This is a genomic window from Neobacillus niacini (assembly GCF_031456445.1).
Classification (GTDB): Bacteria; Bacillota; Bacilli; order Bacillales; family Cytobacillaceae; genus Neobacillus; species Neobacillus niacini_I.
Genome location: NZ_JAVDUQ010000008.1, coordinates 1 through 18413, shown reverse-complemented (window position 1 = coordinate 18413; position 18413 = coordinate 1). Strand labels below are relative to the sequence as shown.

General features: G+C 40.1%; 17 protein-coding genes. 1 reads left to right on the top strand and 16 read right to left on the bottom strand.

Annotated features, from left to right (window positions below):
- Positions 1–171: 171 nt before the first annotated feature.
- The 16 genes from J2Y67_RS09355 to copZ form a co-directional block, all read right to left on the bottom strand.
- Complete coding sequence (locus J2Y67_RS09355) at positions 172–717, bottom strand: acyltransferase (RefSeq protein WP_310173190.1); 546 nt, start codon at positions 715–717, stop codon at positions 172–174.
- 5 nt (positions 718–722) lie between these two features.
- Entirely contained in the window at positions 723–1373 is a 651-nt protein-coding gene (gene ppaX / locus J2Y67_RS09350) for a pyrophosphatase PpaX (protein ID WP_310173187.1), read from the bottom strand.
- Positions 1374–1401: 28 nt separating this feature from the next.
- Entirely contained in the window at positions 1402–2214 is an 813-nt protein-coding gene (gene lgt, locus J2Y67_RS09345) for a prolipoprotein diacylglyceryl transferase (RefSeq protein WP_310173185.1), read from the bottom strand.
- Between the two features lie 21 nt (positions 2215–2235).
- Positions 2236–3171 carry an HPr(Ser) kinase/phosphatase gene (gene hprK, locus J2Y67_RS09340; protein WP_310173183.1) on the bottom strand — a complete coding sequence of 312 codons (936 nt, stop codon included), beginning with the start codon at positions 3169–3171 and terminating at the stop codon, positions 2236–2238.
- A 277-nt stretch (positions 3172–3448) separates the two neighbouring features.
- Positions 3449–3820 carry a phage holin family protein gene (locus J2Y67_RS09335; protein ID WP_310173181.1) on the bottom strand — a complete coding sequence of 124 codons (372 nt, stop codon included), beginning with the start codon at positions 3818–3820 and terminating at the stop codon, positions 3449–3451.
- A gap of 53 nt (positions 3821–3873) precedes the next feature.
- Positions 3874–5004 carry a DUF4097 family beta strand repeat-containing protein gene (locus J2Y67_RS09330; RefSeq protein ID WP_310173180.1) on the bottom strand — a complete coding sequence of 377 codons (1131 nt, stop codon included), beginning with the start codon at positions 5002–5004 and terminating at the stop codon, positions 3874–3876.
- A gap of 132 nt (positions 5005–5136) precedes the next feature.
- Positions 5137–8013 carry an excinuclease ABC subunit UvrA gene (gene uvrA / locus J2Y67_RS09325; protein WP_310173178.1) on the bottom strand — a complete coding sequence of 959 codons (2877 nt, stop codon included), beginning with the start codon at positions 8011–8013 and terminating at the stop codon, positions 5137–5139.
- An 8-nt stretch (positions 8014–8021) separates the two neighbouring features.
- Entirely contained in the window at positions 8022–10001 is a 1980-nt protein-coding gene (gene uvrB, locus J2Y67_RS09320) for an excinuclease ABC subunit UvrB (RefSeq protein ID WP_310173176.1), read from the bottom strand.
- Between the two features lie 382 nt (positions 10002–10383).
- Positions 10384–10617 (bottom strand): CsbA family protein, encoded by a 234-nt coding sequence (locus J2Y67_RS09315; RefSeq protein WP_310173431.1) that lies wholly within the window; start codon positions 10615–10617, stop codon positions 10384–10386.
- A gap of 204 nt (positions 10618–10821) precedes the next feature.
- A complete protein-coding gene (locus J2Y67_RS09310) occupies positions 10822–11025 on the bottom strand; it encodes a DUF2933 domain-containing protein (protein ID WP_310173173.1) in 204 nt (67 codons plus the stop codon).
- 51 nt (positions 11026–11076) lie between these two features.
- Positions 11077–11475 (bottom strand): hypothetical protein, encoded by a 399-nt coding sequence (locus tag J2Y67_RS09305; protein ID WP_310173171.1) that lies wholly within the window; start codon positions 11473–11475, stop codon positions 11077–11079.
- A gap of 150 nt (positions 11476–11625) precedes the next feature.
- Entirely contained in the window at positions 11626–11877 is a 252-nt protein-coding gene (locus tag J2Y67_RS09300; protein WP_310173169.1) for a hypothetical protein, read from the bottom strand.
- A 9-nt stretch (positions 11878–11886) separates the two neighbouring features.
- Positions 11887–12561: a response regulator transcription factor gene (locus J2Y67_RS09295; RefSeq protein WP_310173168.1), complete on the bottom strand. Its 675-nt coding sequence runs from the start codon at positions 12559–12561 to the stop codon at positions 11887–11889.
- Between the two features lie 18 nt (positions 12562–12579).
- Positions 12580–13965 carry a sensor histidine kinase gene (locus J2Y67_RS09290; protein WP_310173165.1) on the bottom strand — a complete coding sequence of 462 codons (1386 nt, stop codon included), beginning with the start codon at positions 13963–13965 and terminating at the stop codon, positions 12580–12582.
- Between the two features lie 186 nt (positions 13966–14151).
- Positions 14152–16566, bottom strand: coding sequence for a heavy metal translocating P-type ATPase (locus tag J2Y67_RS09285; protein WP_310173163.1), 2415 nt, complete (start codon positions 16564–16566; stop codon positions 14152–14154).
- Between the two features lie 84 nt (positions 16567–16650).
- Positions 16651–16857 carry a copper chaperone CopZ gene (gene copZ, locus J2Y67_RS09280; protein ID WP_310173160.1) on the bottom strand — a complete coding sequence of 69 codons (207 nt, stop codon included), beginning with the start codon at positions 16855–16857 and terminating at the stop codon, positions 16651–16653.
- Between the two features lie 273 nt (positions 16858–17130).
- Between copZ and J2Y67_RS09275 the strand changes: the two genes are divergently transcribed.
- On the top strand, positions 17131–18180 hold the full coding sequence (locus J2Y67_RS09275) for a YncE family protein (protein WP_310173159.1): 1050 nt from the start codon (positions 17131–17133) through the stop codon (positions 18178–18180).
- Positions 18181–18413: the final 233 nt, after the last annotated feature.

The following is an 18413-nucleotide window of genomic DNA, read 5'->3' as shown; positions in this document are numbered from 1 at the left end:
CAAAATTTTAATAGAAATAAAACCTATTAAAAATTTGCCGATGTGTAGGAATGAATCTTTTAATATGTGCTCTATTATTATAACGTTCCGAATAGAGAACGAAAATGTGCCTTATCACCTATTTTTGTACCCATTTTTTAAAAAATTCAAAAAAAGTCCAGTCGATTTAGACTAGACTTTTACATTATTATCGGTTCCATAAACCAAGTCATCTGCCCAACGGTTTTCCAGTTCTTCCTTTGTGTAGATCACCCGCATTGGGTTTCCACCAACAAAGCTTCCCGGTGGTACATCCTTATGTACAAGGGTGCCGGCTGAAACAATCGCCCCATCTCCAATTGTGATTCCGGGGAGAATTGTCGAATTCGCGCCAATCATGACCTCACTGCCAATGTCGACTGAACCAAGCCGATATTCTTTAATTAAATATTCATGGGCCAGGATGGTCGTATTGTAGCCAATAACCGTATTGCGGCCAACACTGATTTTTTCCGGAAACATGACATCGAGCATCACCATTAATGCGAACGAGGTTTGTTCCCCAACCTTTACCCGGAGGAAGGTGCGGTACAGCCAATTTTTCACCCCGAGAAACGGCATGTACCGCGCCAGCTGGATGACAATAAAATTTTTAACCACCTTCCAAAATGGAACTGTTTTGTAAACATGCCATAAGGAATTCGCCCCTTCAACCGGGTAGCGGGTTGTTTTTCTCATCCTTTTCACTCTCCGAGAATGGTTAATAGGTCTGCCATGTTTTCCAGCATATAATCCGGTTCATATTTTGCAAGATAGTCTCGACCTTTAATCGTCCAAGCAACCCCAGCTGTTTTCGTACCGGCATTTTTCCCTGCCAATATATCATGGAAATTATCTCCTACCATAATGGTTTCCTCAGATGTAGAATTTAATTGCTCCAATGCTTTAAAAATCGGCTCTGGATCCGGCTTCACCTTTGTCACATGATCCAAGGCAATCACAACATCAAAATACTCTTCAAGCTTCATTAAGGCTAAGCCCTTTAAACTCGTATCATGACGCTTGGTTGTGACAACTCCAAGCTTATAGCCTTTTTCCTTCAACGTCCGGATGGTTTCGAGCACATTTGGAAATTCTTTCACGAGCAAATCATGGTTCGCAAGATTATAGGTCCGATATTCTAAAATCATTTCCTCCACGCGGGTCGGGTCCGCCCCAACCATTTCAAATGCTTCTTGAAGCGTTGGCCCCATAAACGGAAAGACGTCTTCTCGTTTATATTTGTTTGGATAATATTTTTCAAGTGTGTGTAAATAAGTAGCAATAATTAATTCATTTGTATCGATTAATGTCCCATCTAAATCAAATAGAAGGGTGGTAATATTGTTCGTCATCGTTGCTTCCTACACCGCCTTATTATACTTATTGATCTAAATAACGTTCTTCTGACAGATGCTTTTTTCGCCGAATCAGCAGGATAGCCAACGCACCAATGACCAAAACAATGGAAATCATTTGCGCCATTCTAAGGGTACTGGTCAGCATGAGGCTGTCGGTCCTCATCCCCTCGACAAAGAAACGACCGATGGAATACCAAATCACGTAGGAGAGGAATAACTCCCCACGTCTTAGGTTAACGCGGCGAAGCAGCATTAATAAGATAAAGCCAATAAAGTCCCAAACAGATTCGTATAAAAAGGTTGGGTGATAATAGGTTCCATTAATATACATTTGGTTGATAATGAAGTCTGGTAAATGTAAATTTTCAAGGAAGCTTCTCGTGACTTCTCCACCGTGTGCTTCTTGGTTCATAAAATTTCCCCAGCGGCCGATAGCTTGGCCAAGGATGATGCTTGGTGCAGCAATGTCAGTAATTTTCCAAAAGGAAATTCCCCGTTTTTTTGCAAAGATATAAGTGGTAATAACGGAACCAATGAGGGCTCCATGGATGGCAATCCCTCCATTCCATATAGCAGGAATTTCACTAGGATGCTGGGCATAATACTTCCATTCAAAAATCACATAATAAATCCGCGCTGAAATAATTGCAATCGGGATCGCCCAGAGCATTAAGTCAGCAAAGGTATCCTTCGGAAGACCACGGCGGTTTCCTTCTCTGATGGCAAGGAACAGGGCAAGTGCCAAACCTGAACCTATGATAATTCCATACCAGTGCACTTCAATCGGTCCAAGTGTAAAGGCAATGGGGTTAAGCGGCTGAATATTTTCTTTCATGTTCTTGTCTCCTTATTTCCCTTAAATATCTTCATGTTCCCCTTCTTCAATGACCTCGGAGAGACGCTCAGTAAATTGCTGGGCGGCATTAACCCCCATCCGTTTAAGCCGGAAGTTCATTGCAGCAACTTCGATAATAACGGCAATGTTTCGACCGGGACGAACAGGAATGGTCAGCTTGGTTACATCCGTATCAATGATTTTCATTTTTTCTTCATCTAATCCAAGGCGGTCATACTGCTTTTTGGAATCCCAATTTTCGAGACTGATCACGAGCGAAATCTTTTTGTTGCTGCGGACTGCTCCTGCACCAAATAAGGTCATTACATTGATAATTCCGAGTCCGCGGATTTCTAATAAATGCTCAATTAATTCTGGAGAGGTACCGACAAGGGTATCTTGATCCTCTTGGCGGATTTCGACACAGTCGTCTGCGACAAGACGGTGTCCACGTTTGACCAATTCCAAAGCAGTTTCACTTTTACCAACGCCGCTTTTACCGGTAATTAACACCCCAACGCCGTAAATATCAACTAATACTCCGTGGACAGCAGTAGTTGGCGCAAGTTTACTTTCTAAAAAATTCGTTAATCGGCTGGAGAAACGCGTCGTTTTCATGCCACAGCGAAGGACAGGTACAGATTCCCGTTCAGACGCTTCAATCAATTCTTGAGGAATCTCCAGACCACGTGTAACAATGATGGCCGGAGTAATATCAGTGCAAAGCTGTTCCATCCGGGACATGCGTTCACTAAGTGTAAGTTCTTCAAAAAAAGAAAGCTCCGTTTTCCCCAAAAGCTGGATTCGCTCTGCAGGATAAAATTCAAAATATCCGGCCATTTCAATGCCTGGTCTGGAAATATCGCTTGTGGTAATCGGGCGGTTTATTCCTTCTTCACCACTAATTAGTTCAAGATGAAATTTTTCTAAAATTTCCTTCGTGCGTACCTTTACCAAGTAGGTTCCTCCTTTTTTAGAAAAACGCAAGCTTCTATTGATGCCTGATGTTTTGGTATAAATGCTGATGCTAGTGGTATTAAATTAAAATAAGTTTCCTCTTATTTTAGCATTTTTTAAACAAGAACCAAATAATTTAGACACTTTCTCGGATATACTGCCATGAAAAAAATAGAAAACAAAGGTATACCTACTCTATTTTATTGCTTTAAAAAAGGATGGTTATGACTCTTTTCATGATTATGACGCAAAAAAATAGCGCAGGATCTCTCCTGTGCTATTTTTTCGTTTTAGTGTTTTTTGAAGGTTCCAGAATCGTTTTTTGAATGATCAGGTTAACAATTGACATGATGACTGCAGCAAACAAGGCCATGCCAAAGCCGGATATTTCAAAGGACGGACCCATGATGGCATCGGTAAGCTCAAGGGTAATCGCATTAATCACAAACAGAAATAGACCGAGAGTTAAAACGGTTGCTGGTAAAGTTAATAAGATCAAGAGCGGGCGCACCAAAATATTTAGAATCGATAGGAGGAAGCTAGCCTGCAAAGCAGCTGTAAACCCTGTCAACTGAAAGCTTTCGTGAAAATATCCTGCCATCGCCATAAATAAAACAGCATTGATCAGGACACCAAGCAGCCATCTCATATTTTAACAACCCGCTCGAATGGTAATAATGTTTTTGTCATCTAAACTCCCACCTATTTAAAAGGAATGACTCCATCTGATTTATGAATCGTAATGGAACCCGTTTTTGTGTCGGCAAATACCTTTAACTGCCGGTCAGGATGATTAATCGATTCGAACCGCAGTAATTTTTGAATCATTTCACTTTTTTCCTCGAGAATTTGGACTCCCTCAAGCTTCATATTAAAGCCGCCAAGATTGGTCTTTAATTCCCCATTAACCGGAACACCATCAGGTACATAAATATCAATACTGCCGGTTGTTGCCTTTGCTGAGATTAACTCACAGCGATTCCCATTCAAGCTGTAAGTGATATTGCCATTGAAAGTCTGCGTTTCCATTTTTCTAAAATTGCCGTCTAGTTTAATAGCACCATTAATGGTCTCCGCTTCAATGTCATCGATAATACTGTTTTGAAGCTTAATATGGCCATTTGCCGTTTCGATTTCAGCACGCTTCCCGTTTAATCGGGTAAGGTCAATTTTCCCATTTGCGGTTTTGACGCGAAAATCGGATACATTTAATTCTTCACCTGAAATGGGTCCATTAAACATTCTTACACGAATTCGTTCATACTGTGCCTGCGGGATATACACAACCGCATCGACTTTCATCCATTTTTGCTGGGTCGTAAAGCGGAGCTTTTCCCCTTCAATTGCAAAAATGACATCCTTTAAGAAGTTTTGTCTTGCCTGTTCAGGGGTGTCAACCCGATATACCTTTGCCTGACATTCAATCCGAACATCGTTTTGATCCCACGCGGCAATTTTTAATGAACCATTGGCCACATCCAAATCCATATCCTTTAAATAAACGTCGCCATGATGAAAAATATGGGAGATCTCCACGGATTGTCCGAAGTTTAAATCAAGATCAAAGTCCTTAATTTTTTTCAAAGCGGAATCAACAAACTCAAATATTTTATCTTTCGTAGACTGGAATTTGTTTCCGTGGACATGTTCTTGATTGTCTTTGCCTGACTCCTCAAACTTGACTGCAGTGGAAAGCTCACGAACGATTTGCTCTTTTTTTTGCTCCATGGTCTGCTGTGCTTTTTCAAGTTCCTCAAGTAAGGATAACGCCTCATCAACCTTCAATTTTCCATCCTCGACCATTTGTAAAATCCGTTTTCTTTCCTCTTTCATGTTTTTCACCCCGAATCATTTATTCTATTCATCCTATTCCGCCCTTGGGACTTTTACGCCTACCTTCTACTTATTTAGTACGAATTGAATCGATTAAAAGTTTCAAAAAGCAAAAAACCAGGACACTTAATCCTAGCTTTTTGCGATCATTTCTTTTTCATCTATTTGCTTTTTCATCCGCATGCGGTCACGTTCAAGGATTGGCTTTAAATATCTTCCCGTATAGGACTCAGGGACCTCTGCGACTTTTTCCGGTGTGCCTGTCGCCACAATTGTACCGCCCTTATCGCCGCCCTCCGGACCTAGATCAATTAAATAATCTGCTCCTTTAATCACATCAAGATTATGCTCAATGACGAGAACGCTATCTCCATTCTCCACTAAGCGCTGAAGCACAACAAGGAGACGGGCAATGTCATCTACATGCAACCCGGTTGTAGGTTCATCTAAAATGTAAAAGGACTTTCCAGTTGAACGCCGGTGCAATTCAGAGGCGAGCTTCACCCGCTGCGCTTCCCCGCCTGATAAAGTCGTTGCCGGCTGCCCTAATTTGATGTATCCAAGCCCCACATCCAAAATCGTTTGCAGCTTGCGGCTGATTTTTGGAATGTTCTCGAAAAATTGAACGGCCGCCTCCACCGTCATATCCAAAATATCGGAAATGTTTTTTCCTTTGTACTTTACTTCAAGTGTCTCGCGGTTATAGCGTTTCCCGTGGCACACTTCGCAAGGAACATATACATCAGGCAAAAAGTGCATTTCAATTTTGATTATTCCATCGCCACGGCAGGCTTCACAGCGGCCGCCTTTTACATTAAAGCTGAAGCGGCCTTTTTTATAGCCTCGGACCTTTGCTTCGTTTGTCGTCGCAAATACATCACGAATGTCATCAAAAACACCCGTATACGTCGCAGGGTTCGAACGTGGTGTTCTGCCGATTGGCGATTGATCAATATCAATGACTTTTTCTAAATAATCAATTCCTTTAATACTTTTATGCTCACCCGGCTTAGTTTTGGCATGGTGCAGCTTTTGCGCCAGTGACTTATGAAGGATTTCATTAATCAGCGTACTTTTTCCCGACCCAGAGACACCGGTAACGGCGATAAATATTCCAAGCGGAATCTTTATATTGACATTTTTTAAATTGTTTTCCGATGCCCCTTTAATTTCAATAAAACGACCATCGGATTTTCTGCGCTCAAGTGGGAGCGGGATAAATTTCTTACCAGATAAATACTGACCGGTTAAAGAATTCGGATCAGCCATCACTTCTTCAGGTGTACCAGCAGAAACCACTTCCCCGCCGTGTACCCCGGCTCCCGGTCCAATATCAATTAAATAATCTGCGGCGAGCATGGTATCCTCATCATGTTCGACAACAATCAGTGTATTCCCAATATCACGCATATTTTGCAAGGTTCCAATTAGCCGATCATTATCACGCTGGTGAAGACCGATGGATGGTTCATCCAAAATATATAAAACCCCGGTTAACCGTGAACCGATTTGGGTTGCTAAACGAATTCGCTGAGCCTCACCGCCGGAAAGAGTTCCCGCCGTTCGGCTCAAGGTTAAATAATCAAGTCCAACATTGATTAAAAAGCCTAGCCGCTCGCTAATCTCACGAAAAATTAATTTGGCAATTTGCATCTCTTTATCTGAAAGATGCAGTTCGGAGAAAAATTGATGTGCTTCTTCAATGGAAAGATCGGTAATCTGAGCAATATGCCTGCCGGAGATTAAGACAGCGAGACTTTCCGGCTTTAAACGATACCCCTTACAAGCCGGGCATGGCTGCTGCCCCATATATTTTTCCATCTGTTCACGAATATAATCGGAACTGGTATCCTTGTATCGGCGTTCAACGTTATGAAGTACACCTTCAAATTCAATGTGTCCCTCACGGATTTGTCCGAAATCATTCTCATAACGGAAATAAATTTTTTCACGATCGGATCCGTATAAAATTTTATCCATTTGGTGCTTTGGAATATCCTTAACCGGAATATTCATGTCGACACCATAATGGTCGCAGACTGCCTCAAGCAGCTGTGGATAATATTGCGAACTGGTTGGCTCCCACGGGGCAATCGCATGCTGTTTTAGCGTTAAATCCTTGTTCGGTATGACAAGGTCGACATCAACCTCCAGCTTGGAGCCGAGCCCGTCACACTGAGGGCAGGCACCAAATGGGCTGTTAAAAGAGAACATTCGCGGCTCTAGTTCCCCAATGGAAAAACCACAGTGCGGACAGGCATGGTTTTCACTGAATAAAAGTTCTTCCTCTCCGATAACATCAACGATTACTTTTCCTTCACCGAGCCCTAAGGCCGTTTCAAGGGAGTCAGCCACCCTTGAGGAAACTCCTTCTTTAACCACAATCCTGTCCACAACCACTTCGATGGAATGCTTTTTATTTTTTTCCAGTTCGATTTCATCGCCGATGTCGAGCATTTGGCCATCCACACGGACACGGACAAAGCCTTGCTTTTTAATATCCTCGAATACCTTTACATGGGTTCCCTTACGGCCGGAGACGATTGGGGCAAGAATTTGCATTTTTGTGCGTTCAGGATATTCAAGAATCCTGTCGACCATTTGCTCAATCGTTTGCGATGAAATTTCAATTCCATGAATCGGGCAAGTGGGATGCCCAACTCGTGCGAATAATAACCGTAAATAGTCATAAATCTCGGTTACTGTTCCTACTGTTGACCGGGGATTTCGGCTTGTGGTTTTTTGATCAATCGAGATTGCTGGAGATAATCCCTCTATCGCATCGACATCCGGCTTATCCATCTGTCCAAGGAATTGCCGGGCGTAGGCGGAAAGAGACTCAACATAGCGGCGCTGTCCTTCTGCATAAATCGTATCAAAGGCAAGCGAGGACTTTCCAGACCCGGAAAGTCCCGTTAAGACCACTAGTTTATCCCTGGGAATTGTAACATCAATATTTTTAAGATTGTGAGCCCTGGCTCCTTTTACAATAAGTTTTTCCATTGCCATGATTAACGTTATCCTTCCGCTTTCAATTCTAAAATTAAATCACGAAGCTCGGCGGCCCGCTCAAAATTAAGCGCTTTGGCGGCTTCCTTCATTTCTTTTTCCATATTGGCAATTACGCGCTCTTTTTCTTTCTTGGACAATTTGCCAAGTGCCGCTGCCGGTTTGTAATCCTCCTGCTCCTCAGCCGCATGTGTTGCCCGGATAACATCGCGAATTTCCTTTTGAATCGTCTGCGGTGTAATTCCGTGCTTTTGATTATATTCCTCTTGAATCTCACGACGGCGCTTCGTTTCACTTATTGCCAATTCCATTGAATTGGTCATCCGGTCGGCATACATGATAACCTTTCCGTTAGCATTCCTTGCCGCCCGTCCAATCGTTTGGATTAAAGAGCGTTCGGAACGGAGGAAGCCTTCTTTATCCGCATCTAAAATGGTCACAAGCGAAACCTCCGGAATATCGAGTCCTTCCCTGAGCAGGTTAATTCCGACGAGGACATCATATTTTCCAAGACGCAGTTCACGAATAATTTCAATTCGCTCGAGTGTTTTAACTTCTGAGTGAAGATATTGGACTTTTATGCCGATTTCTTTTAGGTAATCGGTTAGATCTTCGGACATTTTTTTCGTTAAGGTTGTAATCAGCACCCGTTCATTGAACTTCACCCGATCCTGGATTTCACCAATTAAATCATCAATTTGCCCTTCAATTGGACGAACTTCAATGGTTGGATCCAGTAATCCTGTCGGGCGGATAATTTGTTCAATCATTTCCGGTGTATGTTCTAACTCATATGGTCCCGGAGTTGCCGAGACAAAAATAATATTGTGAATATGCTTTTCAAATTCATCAAAGGTCAATGGTCGGTTGTCTAATGCAGAAGGCAGGCGGAAGCCGTGTTCAACGAGCACTTCCTTGCGAGCTTTATCTCCATTAAACATTCCTCTTACCTGCGGCAATGTTACATGAGATTCATCAATCACCATCAGAAAATCCTCTGGAAAATAATCGAGCAAGGTGTAGGGTGTTGAACCTGGCGGCCGCAATGTTAGATGGCGCGAGTAGTTCTCAATCCCTGAACAAAATCCCATTTCCCTCATCATCTCAAGATCATAGCGAGTCCGCTGTTCGATTCGCTGGGCTTCAAGCAATTTATCATTTTCCCGAAGGACCTTTAGCCGTTCCTCCAGCTCTTTTTCAATATTTTCAATGGCAATGCGCATTTTCTCTTCTCTTGTTACGAAGTGGGAGGCCGGGAATATTGCGACATGATCCCGTTCACCGATTATTTCTCCTGTTAGGGCATCGACCTCGCGAATCCGGTCAATTTCATCACCGAAAAATTCAACACGCATACAGTGCTCATCCCGTGAAACAGGGAAAATCTCGACCACATCGCCGCGGACGCGGAATGTTCCCCGTTTGAAATCGATGTCGTTACGTTCATATTGGATATCGACGAGACGATGGAGCAGCTGGTTGCGTTCAATTTCCATTCCTGTTCGGAGGGAGAGTACCATTTCACGGTATTCTTCCGGTGAACCGAGACCATAGATACAGGAGACACTGGCAATGATGATGACATCTTTCCGCTCAAAAAGCGAAGAAGTTGCTGAGTGCCGAAGTTTATCAATTTCATCGTTGATGCTTGCATCTTTTTCAATAAAAGTATCAGTCTGTGGAACATAGGCTTCCGGCTGATAATAATCATAGTAGCTGACAAAATACTCAACCGCATTGTTTGGGAAAAACTCCTTAAACTCACTGTACAGTTGTCCGGCCAGTGTTTTATTGTGAGCAATCACCAGTGTTGGCTTATTTACTTCCTTTATGACATTCGAAATCGTAAAGGTTTTACCAGTCCCTGTTGCTCCTAAAAGGGTTTGACGCCGTTTATTTTCATGGATTCCTTCCACTAATTGACGGATAGCTTCCGGTTGGTCGCCCTGCGGCGAATATTTAGATACTAATTCAAATTGGTCCTTCACAAAATTTCCCCCTAAATACAATAGGTTCCATTAATTACTTTTCAGTTCTAAAAAAAGTCTCGGACCGGTTGCGGCTGAAAAGTGATTCTTTCCAAAATCTATATTACCATCTTACCACAAAACCCCAAAAACAAACCAATAATATGCGAACGAATATTCGTTTTTTTCAAAGAGATTTCCGTTATCCTCATATTTTCTCACTTACCAGTTTCTCTTATAAGGCGAAACTTCCTGTTTATTTGCGAATTTTACCGGCTTATTTGCGGATTGAACTGTTTTATTTGCGATTCAAGAGGGTTTATTTGCGAATCGACCACTTTTATTTGCAAATCCAAACAAAAAGCCTGCCAAATCCCGATTTGGCAGACAATCAAATTAGTTTCTAGCTTTTTTTTATCATTCTCGGCTTCATTTTTGCAGCCAACCAAAAACCAGCCGTCAATGATAAAGCATCGATGATGATCAGTGGTAATGTGTTGGTATAACCTTTATAGGCAGAAGCAGCAATTAATGCGACAGTTAAGGCAAGACCAATAATCCGATTGTAAGTGACCCGGGTAAATAATAAAACGAGTAAACCCGGCATAATAAGTGCCGACAAATATTCAATCACCAATGGGTACACCTCATTCATTGATTTCTGTTTATTAATTCTAAAAATTAATTCACAAAATTGCAACAGAAAAATGAATCTAAATTCTATCCCTTTAAAAATAACATGTCATTTAGCCAAACCTTTTAGCATTCTGCCGAGTTTGAAGCGCACGTAACTATCATAACCATAAAGAGCCGTAACCTTTCCAGGTGACGGCTCAAAAAATTATGACCCCTTTTTTACTATTTTGGATATTGACTCCATTTCATTTTTAAGTTTGTTATTTTCCTCTTCAAGAAGTTTTAACTTTGTTTCCATGTTTTTGGTAAAATGTTGTTCATGCTGATGTTTATGTCCACCATGCCCTCTCATACAGAAAATCATCATAAGCGGGCAAAGTAATATGAGCAAATACGATAGCCATTCCATCATAGTCACTCCTTCTTTTACCGACCTCTAGAGAAAATGTCTTCTTATTTTTTAAAGATTATCTCCCATCATTCCTTTAGAACCCTTACTGTTGCATGCACCATCTTTACTATGCATACTTTTATAAAGTTCTTCTAATTGTTGATTGCTTAGGTCTGGGTGCATCTGTTTCATATACTTCTTCATTTGGCCAAAATTCATATTTCCCTCTTCCATCATTTGTTGCATATTTTCTAGATCTTCAGGTTTCATTTGTTTCATCATTTGTTGCATATTTTCCAGATTTCCAGATTTCATTTGTTTCATCATTTGCTCCATATTCATTCCCTGATGATGCATGGCGGCTGTTGGATTTACGGTGCTATCTTTGGCGTATGCCATATAAGCCCCAGTTCCTCCCCCAACGATAAGTGCTGCTGCAAAAGCGCCTAAAATCATTATTTTTTTCATGACCTTTCACTCCTTTTTTAATGGTGATTCTTTATTTCTATATCTAAACTATAAAAGGAAAACATGAAGAAAGTATGTAGAAAGAAACATAAATAACAAAAAAACACACAAAGCAAGAACCGGTTTTATGCCGATTTTACCTGTGTGTCTTTACTCCCCATTCTTATTATGGTTTTTCATTTTTTTAATCAACCAGACGACAATCAGCACAACTAGGATTATGATAAAGATAACAATGATTTGACTTAGCATAAAAAACATATGATGGAACATCATGTTTCTTCCCATCATCATACCCATCGAACTAGGGGGAAACCATACCATTCTTACCACCATAATTAAAAAAGAAATGCCAATTATGATAAAAAATGAAAGCAGCAATATTGGCCATAACCGTTTCATATTCTCACCCTATTCCACTTTGTATCCGATTCCCCAGACCGTTTTAACCAGTGAGTGATCAATTCCCGCGGCTTTTAATTTTTCCCTTAAATTTTTAATATGGGAATCAACCGTACGATCTTCTCCCATAAATTCAATGCCCCAAATCAACTCTACCAACTGCTCCCGAGTTAAAACCTTCCCCATATGTTCGATGAAAACTCTTAATAGATCAAATTCAGTCTGTGTTAAATGAATGATGCTTCCCTGATAAGTTACTTCCCTAGCAGATAAGTTCAAAACAAGTCCTTTATATTTTAAAACCTCATCGTTTTTAAAATTAGATTGGGCTCTGCGGAGTAATGCTTTTACTCTTGCCATTAATTCTGCTTCATCAAATGGTTTTACAAGATAATCGTCAGCTCCGATGGTTAAACCCGTTACTTTATCTTGAACAGATCCCTTTGCCGTTAGCATAATCACAGGTACTTCAGATATTCCCCTAATATTTTTGAGCGTTTTCCACCCATCCATGATCGGCATCATCACGTCAAGAATGATTAAATCAAAATCGTCTTTTTCAATTTTATCACATGCTTTTCTGCCATCTTCTGCATCCTCTACAAGATAGCTTTCTTGTTGTAAATACAACCTTAACAATTGTCTCATGTCAAACTCATCGTCAACGATTAATATTTTTTTCATTTTTGTTCTCCCCATTAATTAAACAGACTTTTCAGGCTTGTTTCTTAGAAAAATGGTAAAGGTCGATCCTTCATTTTCTTTACTCCATACTCGAATTTGGCCATCATGGGATTCAATAATGTTTTTCACTACAAATAATCCTAATCCTGTCCCACCGGTTTTTCTCGTGCGAGATTGATCAACTCGATAAAACCGTTCCCAGATTTTCGGTAAATCATCCGAAGGAATCCCAATCCCGCTATCTTCTATTTCAATTATGGTAAACTCCTTTTTCAAATAAGTGCGGACAACAATTTCTCCATTATTCGTGTATTTTATTGCGTTTTCTATAAGGTTATAGAAAACTTGCTCCATTCTTTGGAAATCAATAAAGACTTTTTGATTTTCCGTTTGAAGACTTTCAATGATTTGTAGCCCTTTATTTGTGGCAGCAGGTTTCAAGCTGGCAATAACTTTTTCAATAATCGGATCAATATAGACCCATTCTTTATTCAATTCAAACGTTCCTATCTGAAGTTTGCTCATCTCAAATAAATCATTTATAAGAAAAGAAATCCGATTTGCTTCTTTGTTAATAATCTCTAAGTATTTTGTTTCTTCTTCACGAGTTTTTATGATTCCCTTCGTTAATATGTCACTGTATCCCTTAATGTACGTTAAGGGAGTACGAAGTTCATGAGAAACAGCTGCCAGGAATTCATTCCTGCTGTCTTCAAAGTACTGGAGCTTCTCACCCAACAATTGTATGGACTTACCCAGCTCGGAAATTTCATCATCTCCATTTACTGTTATCGCTTGCTGGTATTTACCTAATGCCATAAGATTTGTTGCCTCCTTCATGGTTAATAAAGGCTTTGTCAGTTTTCGAGAGAGAAAACCAATCAATCCAAGTGCTAATAAAACAATCCCAACACTTGTTACAACAATTAATAGATTCATGACAAACACAATGTCCCTTAAAATATAGGTTGGGTAATACATATAAACAAAGCCCTTCCCATTTCCAATTGCCGAGACGGTAATAATGTATTGGTGATGTCTCCAATCTTCTTCAATAATTCTAGTTGAATTTTTACTATGATTGGAAAGAAGATGCCGCTTCATATCAAGATTAGGTTTGATCGATGAAGCAAGAAATTTTGATTGGTTATCTGTAACAGCTACTTCTGTTACAACACCTTTTTCCATTGCTACAACGTGTTCAATAGTTAGTTGGTCAAACTTTTCTTCCAAAATTTTCGCATGATTTGTTCCTCTAGCGAGGAGATCTTGTTTTATATAGTCCACAAATAAATTGGTAAATACTCCATATAAAACAAGCCCTAATAGCAGCAGCAAAACAATAAAAACCCCACTAAACAATAAGCCTAGCTTAAAAGAAATGCTATTAACTTTAATCTTCATTCCCACTAATGCCCCTTCATGAACGGCTTTTTTTATTTACCTAAATAGAGGAAATTGTAAATTCTCGGAAAAAAATTTAACCTGTTATCTTAATCATATCCTAGAATAATGGAGAAAGTATGCAGTTACGAATTTTGTAATATTTTTTAAGTAAAAAAAGGGAGTGGACAGGACATCCACCCCCATTTACAATTTAACCTTTTGCAAACGCAATGCATTCAGTACAACCGAGACCGAGCTGAATGCCATAGCTGCACCTGCCAGCCATGGTGCAAGGAACCCAAGTGCAGCAACTGGAATTCCAAGCGTGTTATAGGCAAGTGCCCAGAAAAGGTTCTGCTTTATATTGCGAATCGTCTTCTTACTCATAAAAATGGCATCGGCAATACTATTTAGATCCCCGCGAATCAGCGTAATATCAGCTGCCTCCATTGCAACGTCGGTACCGGTCCCAATGGCCATACCGATATCCGCGATGGCAAGGGCTGGTGCATCGTTGATTCCATCTCCGACCATCGCCACTTTTTTATCTTGTGCCTGCAGTTTCTTTATTTCATCCGCTTTACCTTCAGGAAGAACTTCGGCAATTACATGGTCAATACCAACCTGAGCAGCAATTGCATTCGCGGTTTGCTGATTATCTCCTGTTATCATAATCACTTCAATTCCCATATTTCGAAGGCGGCTGATCGCTGTTTGGGATGTTTCTTTTATCGTATCAGCCACTGCCACAATCCCAGCAAATTGACCATTTATTGCTGTAAGCATAGCAGTCTTTCCTGCCTTTTCTAAAGCATCCATCTGATCAAGAGCATTTTCCGCAGATACATTAAACTTTTTCATTAACTTTCTTGTTCCCACCAGCAGCTCTTTTCCTTCGACAATTGCCTTTATACCAAATCCGGGAATCGCTTCAAACTCCGTTGCATCCTTTAAGGCAATTCCTTTATCTTTAATTCCTTGAACGATTGCTTGAGCAAGCGGGTGTTCTGATTGTTTCTCAGCAGATCCAACCAGTGATAAAAATTCTACTTCTGTTTGAGATTTGTCTGTGAAAACATCTGTTAAAACCGGTGTTCCATTTGTAACCGTGCCAGTTTTATCTAGAACAACAGTAGAAATCTTGTGCGTCATTTCCAAGTGTTCGCCGCCTTTAAACAGAATTCCATATTCCGCTGCACGACCGGATCCGGCCATGATGGAAGTCGGTGTTGCTAAACCTAGTGCACATGGACAGGCAATAACAAGTACCGCAATCAATTTCTCTAACGCCTCTGCAAAATCCCCGGGTGTTACGAAAAAATACCAAACAACAAAGGACAGGACAGCAAGCCCAACAACAATTGGCACAAATACTCCGGAAATCTGATCGGCAAGGCGCTGGATTGGCGCTTTTGATCCCTGTGCTTCCTCTACAACTTTAATAATTTGGGCTAAAGCTGTATCTCTTCCTACCTTTGTTGCCTTCACTTTTAAAAATCCATTTTTATTAATTGTAGCTCCAATTACCTCATCCCCAGGACTTTTATCAACAGGAACACTTTCCCCTGTTAACATCGACTCATCAATAGCAGAACGCCCTTCTATTATTTTCCCATCAACCGGGATTTTTTCACCAGGTTTAATATGAAGAATATCCCCAACGATTACTTCCTCAATCGGGACTTCTTGTTCCATTCCTGCTCTTTCAACCATTGCCGTTTTTGCCTGAAGACCCATCAACTTCTTAATTGCTTCAGATGAACGCCCTTTTGCTTTCGCCTCAAACAGTTTCCCGAGAATAATTAACGTAATGAGAATGGAACTTGTTTCATAGTAAAGTTCCACTGATGGTGCATGACTTCCAATAGAAGTAAACGATTGATACAAACTATAAAAATAAGCTGCTGATGTACCTAATGCAACAAGAACATCCATATTGGCACTTTTATTTTTTAATGCTTTATAAGCACCAACATAAAACTGTTTTCCGATAATAAACTGCACTGGTGTAGCTAAAGCCAATTGAACCCATGGATTCATAAACATTTCGGGAACCCAAATAAAGGAAGTAAAGCTGAAATGACCTACCATTGCCCATAAAAGTGGGAATGAGAGGATGGCCGAAAAAATAAACTTCCCTGATTGTTTTTCAATTTCCTTTTGACGGTGGTCAATCGTTTCCTTTACATCTTCCTTTATATGAGCACCATAACCAAGGGTTTCCACCTTTTTAATGATTTCACCGGTTGAAAGAACGGCACTATTGTACTCCACTGTTGCTTTTTCAAGTGCCAAATTCACATTAGCCTTCACGACACCATCTAACTTATTAAGACCTTTTTCGATTCGAGTGGCACAAGCAGCACAGGTCATTCCGGTGATGTCAAATTCAGCTTTTTCATTAACAACATCGTATCCTAAATCCTTTATCTTCTTTTCAATGTCCTCAACCTTTATTTTTTCCGGATCATATTTAACATTGGATCTCTCTAAGGCAAGATTCACATTTGCTGTTTCAACGCCTTCTAATTTATTAAGACCTTTTTCAATTCTTACTGCACAGGCAGCACAGGTCATTCCTGAAATTTGTAGATTGGTTTCTTTTATATTTCGACTCATAAAAGCCAGCTCCTCATACCCTATATAGGTATATTTTTTATGAAAAGGAACGTGCTAGGAGCTAGCACGTCTTTTCCACGCTCTTTAATTCACATCGTACCCTTGGTCATCGATTGTTTCCTTTATTTTTTCCAATGAAATTTCATTTGGATTAAACTCTACATCCACTTTAGCACCCTTTAAATCGACTTTAACGGAACTAATGCCGCACAGAGCACCCAGACTTCCTTCTACCGCCTTTACGCAATGACCGCAAGACATTCCTTTAACATTTAATGTTATCTTTTCCATTATGTTCATTCCTTTCGGATATTCTTAGTATATTTTCCTCTGTATTTATAGTACTATACCCCCCTACCCTATGTAAAGCCCGATTATTTATTTTTTTATCTTTTTCCTATCCAAATTTAACTTTAGCAAATAAATTTCATGAAATTATGTATTTTTTATTTTTGTCAAAAATTCGCCAACTTTCCTTACTTTTGCTCTTTATTAATCAAAATCCATACTTTCTGCAAATTTAAACATTATCATGGTATTGAAATTGTAAAGGAGGAAAATCACATGAAAAAATATTTAGCTTTATTCTTAACCAGCATTTTAATTTTTTCATTATTTCTTGTAGGGTGTGGGAATAAAACAAATAAGGGAAATGGAAAAACAGAGGTATCAAAATCAAATCAAGGGGATCGCTATCTCTTTACAGCGAATGAAGGCGGAAGTATTTCCAAAATAAGTCTTAATGAGCAAAAGGTTCTCTCAAACTTTAAGTTTGACGGAGCCGTTCATAATATTCAGGTGTCACCAGATGGGAAAGTGGTGGCTGCAACGGTTGTTCCGGAAATGATGCATGGTCATGACAAGTCCATGGACATGAAAGGAAAAGCAATATTCTTTGATCCTTATAAAGATAAAATGATTAAAGAGGTAGAAGTCGGAAACCACCCTGCCCATATCGTCTTTACGGAAAATGGAAAGTACGTTTTAGTCACAAACAATGAGGATAATACTGTTTCAGTGATTGATGCAAAAAATTATGCAATGGTTAAAACCATTCCAACCGGAAAGGGTCCGCACGGGTTAAGGATTTCAAAGGATAGCCAGTTCGCCTATGTAGCAAATATGGGAGAAGACACCGTGAGTGTTCTAAACCTTCAAATCCTGAAGGAGGAGAAAAAGATTAAAGTTGGAGAAACCCCCGTTACTACCGGAATTACAACGGATGGTAAAACATTAGTGGTTACTTTAAATAAAGAAAATGCCTTAGCCATTGTAAACTTAGCTTCAGGAAAAGTGGATAAAGTCAAAGTGGGTAACGGACCTGCACAAGTTTATATCGGAACGGGCGATCAATTTGCTTACGTGGCTAACCAAGGAACAGAAGATGCCCCTTCTCATTCCATAACAAAGGTTGATTTAAAATCACTACAAGTGGTGGCAACGATTGAGACAGGCAAAGGTTCACATGGGGTCGTAACGAGTCCGGATAATAAATTTACGTATGCAACCAATATGTTTGATGATACTCTAAATGTTATCGACAACTCGCAAAATAAAGTAATCAAGACGATAAACGTTGGAAAAACACCAAACGGAATTAGTATCATGCCCTGACAACTCGCACCGCATATGATGTAAAGAAAACTCGCCGGCTGGCGAGCCCCTAAGGGCGAAGACAGAGACGTAGTTGCACTTATGCCTGATAGGAAAGTTATACTTTCCTATCGGCCAATAAAAAAACCTTAGCCAATTTAAAATGTACCCTATAGAGTAGACACTTAAAAAAAGTCCTCTATAGGGTACTTTTTTGTATAATTAAGAAAAATGGGATTGGGGAAAGCAAGAGT